Origin of the sequence: Stenotrophomonas sp. YIM B06876 (assembly GCF_030711595.1) — a bacterium.
Classification (GTDB): domain Bacteria; phylum Pseudomonadota; class Gammaproteobacteria; order Xanthomonadales; family Xanthomonadaceae; genus Stenotrophomonas.
Genome location: NZ_JAUJUJ010000328.1, coordinates 1 through 214, shown reverse-complemented (window position 1 = coordinate 214; position 214 = coordinate 1).

Genomic DNA, 214 nt, shown 5'->3' with positions numbered 1-214 from the left:
ATTTGAGCCCCCCGTCCAATGAAATGACGCTATGTACTTGACGGCTTGAGAGCAAGAAACATTGAGACGAAGAAATGCTGACTGATCGGAATCGGTCTGAATCAGACCCCCGCCCCGCAAAAGCGGACCTCCTGCCTGGAGGGCGTGTTGGCCGCAGGGTTTGCGGGGCGAGCATCGTGCTCTGTATTTGGGAGCTTCGAGCGCTTTATGGGTA